This window comes from Romboutsia sp. 13368 (assembly GCF_018336475.1).
GTDB lineage: Bacteria > Bacillota > Clostridia > Peptostreptococcales > Peptostreptococcaceae > Romboutsia.
The window spans coordinates 652,986-657,102 of sequence record NZ_CP048741.1; the positions used below are offsets into that span (position 1 = coordinate 652,986).

Here is a 4,117-nt window from a genome sequence, read left to right on the forward strand (position 1 = left end):
ATAAAAAAATTAAAAAAATACATAAAAGATTTAAATGATGTACAATTTTTTACAAGGTATGATAAGTTTAATAATTTAGTWTGYTTAATAACTAAGTTTGATATAAATAAAATTGATATAAATATTCCTATTGATATAAGAATCATAATAGGTGATAAAAAGGATACTTATATAAATGCTTCTTATTATCAAGGTAAATGTGGTATATTATATTTGGAAGAATTTGTATCAGGAAGTAGACAAAATGGTTATGGGTCTATGATGTTAGAAAACTTAAATTGTATTGTAAATAACATAAATAGTAGATTAAAAAACTATAATAACTATAGTGAAACTTATAATTTTAAACCTATAAAAGTCCTAAAAGGAAAGGCTATACCTTTTCAAAGTGTTATAAGTCAAGAATGCTTAAATAACTTATATACAAGATATGGATTTAAAGTAGATAAAGACAATTATTTATTCAAAAACAGGGAATAAATATATATATTATAGTAAATATAAATAGATAAATAAGCTTAAGCTAAGGAGGCTAAAATGGATTATAAAATAGGCACAAATTATAATGGATTTGTACTTTTAAGAGAAGAAAATATAAAAGAAGTAAATTCTATAGCTAGAATATTTGAACATGAAAAAACTGGTGCAAGACTTTTACATATGGAAAATGATGATACTAATAAAGTATTTTCAATAGGATTTAAAACTCCACCAGAAGATAGTACTGGAGTTATGCATATATTAGAGCATAGTGTTTTATGTGGTTCTAGAAAATTCCCRACAAAAGAGCCTTTTGTTGAACTTGTAAAAGGTTCTTTAAACACATTCTTAAATGCAATGACATTTAGTGATAAAACGATATACCCAATTGCAAGTCAAAATGATAAAGATTTCTTTAACTTAATGGATGTATATTTAGATGCAGTATTTTATCCTAATATATACAAAACTAAAGAAATACTTATGCAAGAAGGATGGCACTATGATCTTGAGAAAAATGAAGATGAGTTAACATATAAGGGGGTAGTATATAATGAAATGAAGGGAGCATTCTCTTCACCTGAAGGAATATTGATGAGAAAAATACAAGAAACATTATTCCCTGATAATACTTACTCTAATGAGTCTGGAGGAGATCCTAAATATATTCCAGATTTAACTTATGAACAATTTATAGATACTCATAAAAAATATTACCATCCATCTAATAGTTATATATTCTTATATGGAGATATGAACTTAGAAAAGTGTTTAAAATTCATAAATGAAGAATATTTAGCTAACTTTGATAAAAAAGAAATAGATGCAGAGATTAAGCCACAAGAAAAATATAGTAGCATAAAAGAAGTAGAGTATTCTTATTCAATATCAGAAGATGATGATGAAAATGAAAAAACGTTCTTAGCATTAAACTATGTAACAGGAAGATCAACTGATGAAGAAGTATATATGGACTTAAATATACTAGAATATATATTACTTGAATCAGAAGGTGCACCACTTAAAAAAGCATTACTTGATGCTGGTATAGGAAAAGATGTATTTGGTAGCTTTGATGGTGGAATACTTCAACCTGTATTTAGTATAATAGCTAAAAATAGTGACCCTAATAAAAAAGAAGAATTTAAGAAAGTAGTTTATGATACTCTTAACGATATTGTTAAAAATGGAATAGATAAAAAGCTTATAGAAGGATGTATAAATGCATTTGAATTTAGATTAAGAGAAGCTGATACTGGTGGATATCCAAAAGGATTAATATACTATATGAATGCTATGGATAGTTGGCTATACGGTGGAGATCCACTTATGCATATAAAATATGAACACGCTATAGAAAATTCTAAAAAAGCATTAACTACCAATTATCTTGAAGAGCTTATTAAAAAATATATAATAGATAATACTCATGCATCTTTACTTACATTAAAACCAGAAAAAGGTTTAGCACAAAGAGAAGAAGATGAGTTAAAAGTAAAACTAGAAAACTATAAAAATAGTTTAAGTGAAGAAGAATTAAATAATATAGTTGAAGAAACTAATAACTTAATACTTCGTCAAAGTACACCAGACTCACCAGAACTTTTAGAAACTATACCATTACTTAGCTTAAGTGATATAGGTAAAGACGTTGAAGACCTACCTATAGATAAAACTAAACATAATGATATAGAAATACTTCATTGTAATACATTTACAAGTAATATTGCTTACTTAAACTTTATGTTCTATGGAAAATGTATAAAAGAAGAAGATATACCATACTTCAGTTTATTAGGTAATTTACTTGCTAAAGTTGATACTAAAACTTATGATTATAAAGAATTATCTAATGAAATACTTATAAATACAGGTGATATGTACTTTAGAAATCAAGTATATGGAAATGATAAAGATGAAAATAAATACTATCCGTTCTTAGAAATACACACTAAGGTTATGGATGATAAGATATATAAAGCTATGGAAATAATGAGTGATATAGTTCAAAATTCATTATTTGAAGATAACAAGAGAATAAGAGAAATAATAAGAGAGCTTATATCAAGAATTGAAATGGTTCTTATGCAAGCAGGTCATCAAGTTGCAGTAGGAAGACTTGCATCTTATTTCTCACCAGCTGCATCATATATGGAAAAAACATCAGGATATGATTACTATAGATTCTTAAAGGATATAGAGACTAATTTTGATGAAAGAATAGAAGATTTAAAAACTAAACTATTAAACTTACAAAAAACTATATTCAATAAAAATAATTTAATGGTATTTATAACTGGTGAAGATAAAGAATTAAATTTATTAAAAGAAAATATGAATAAAGTAGTGGATGTATTATCTACTGAATCTTTAACTAATAATGAATATAAATTTAATGAAGAACAAAAAAATGAAGGTTTAATGACACCTGCAAATGTAGACTATGTAGCTAAAGGATATAACTTTAAGAAATTAGGATACAATTATAGTGGAAGTATATTAGTACTAAAAACTATACTAGGATATGATTATCTATGGAATAGAGTAAGGGTTAAAGGTGGAGCCTATGGATGTATGTCAACTATTGCAAGAACAGGTAATATGGCATTTGTATCTTATAGAGACCCTAATTTAACAGAAACGCTTAATGCCTTTAATGAAGCACCAGATTTTATAAAATCATTTGATGTATCAGATAGAGAAATGACAAAATATATTATAGGTACTATAAGTAATTTAGATATGCCATTAACTCCAGCATCTAGAGGAGAAAAATCACTTGGTATGTATATGAGAGGTATAACTAAGGAAGATAGACAAAGAGAAAGAAATGAAGTTTTAGCTACGAATGTTGAAACTATAAAAGAATATAGCAAGTTTATAGAAGATGTAATGAATAAAGATTTTATATGCGTTGTTGGTGATGAAAAGAAAATTAAAGCTAATAAGGATGTATTTAAAAATTTAATAAATGTATTTAATTAAAAATAAAAGTGTCTTAAATTTTTTTTAAGACACTTTTTATATTTCAATAAGGGATATGTAAAAGATAAAAGTGGATATGTATATTTTCACATCCGTTTTTTAATACTATTACNTTAAAATATAAAAATAAAGTAAAAGCTCTTATATTAATGGCAACTCCTCTTAAGGTGCATATTCAATTTAATATGATTATAATTGGTATAAAAATAGCTCTAGGAAGAATTAAATATGAGGATATATTAACAAGATATGCTTATAATTCATTGAGCGTTGAAAGAAGTTCAACAAAAACCTATATTAAATGGATACCAAGGTATAATGATTTATTTATACTTATAAATAAAGTAAAAAAGCAACTTAAAAATATATCGATACCAACATTAATTATACATACTAAAAATGATGAACTTGTTAGTAATAAAAGCTTGAATTTATTTTATAGAAAATTAAAGAATGATTATAAAGTTATAACTTTAGAAAATTCAGGACATTTCTATTATGATGAATATGAATTAGAGATAGTATTAAAATCATTTGGAAAATTTTTAGATTACATAGTTAATTAAATAAAAAAGCTATCTTAAAGTAAATTATTACTTAAAGATAGCTTTTTCTTATAAGAAATTTATGAATTTATTGTTATGAATTTTAT

General features: G+C 24.9%; 3 protein-coding genes. All 3 read left to right on the top strand.

Annotated elements, in window-relative coordinates:
- Positions 1-480, top strand: a 480-nt coding sequence (locus G3997_RS02700) for a hypothetical protein (RefSeq protein WP_296647685.1), incomplete at its 5' end; no start/stop codon positions are given.
- 57 nt (positions 481-537) lie between these two features.
- Positions 538-3,465, top strand: a complete 2,928-nt coding sequence (locus G3997_RS02705) for an insulinase family protein (RefSeq protein ID WP_296647688.1) — start codon at positions 538-540, stop codon at positions 3,463-3,465.
- A 107-nt stretch (positions 3,466-3,572) separates the two neighbouring features.
- Complete coding sequence (locus G3997_RS02710) at positions 3,573-4,031, top strand: alpha/beta hydrolase (RefSeq protein WP_296649282.1); 459 nt, start codon at positions 3,573-3,575, stop codon at positions 4,029-4,031.
- Positions 4,032-4,117: the final 86 nt, after the last annotated feature.